The organism is Streptomyces capparidis (assembly GCF_054782095.1).
The window spans coordinates 1-589 of sequence record NZ_BAAGTD010000142.1; the positions used below are offsets into that span (position 1 = coordinate 1).

Annotated in this window: 1 protein-coding gene; it reads right to left on the reverse strand. The window is 70.8% G+C overall.

Translation table 11 applies throughout. The annotated features are described in order from the left end of the window. The coding region (locus tag ACYVO2_RS37310; RefSeq protein WP_461012570.1) for an ABC transporter ATP-binding protein at positions 1–589 on the reverse strand (589 nt) is incomplete at both ends.

Here is a 589-nt window from a genome sequence, read left to right on the forward strand (position 1 = left end):
GTTTGAGTTGCTCGGCGGTGCCTTCGGCGGCGATGCGGCCGTTGTGCAGGACGGCGATGCGGTCGGCGAGTTCGTCGGCCTCTTCCAGGTACTGGGTGGTGAGCAGGACGGTGACGCCGTCGTTGACGAGTTGGCGGACGATCTGCCACATGGTGTGGCGGCTGCGGGGGTCCAGGCCGGTGGTGGGTTCGTCGAGGAAGATGATCCGCGGGTCGCCGACCAGGGTCATGGCGATGTCCAGGCGGCGTTTCATGCCCCCGGAGTAGCTCTGGGCGGGTTTGCGGGCGGCGTCGGCGAGGTCGAACCGCTCCAGCAGTTCGGCGGTGACCCGCCGTCCCTCGCGCTTGGGGAGGTGGTGCAGGTCGGCCATGAGGAGCATGTTCTCCTCGCCGGTGATCAGGCCGTCGACGGCGGAGAACTGCCCGGTGACGCCGATGGTGGCGCGCACGGCCTGCGGGTCGGTGGCCGGGTCGTGGCCGCCGACGCGCAGGTGGCCGGTGTCGGGGGTGACGAGGGTGGAGAGGATCTTGACGGTGGTGGTCTTGCCGGCGCCGTTCGGGCCGAGGAGGGCGAGGACGGTGCCGGCCGG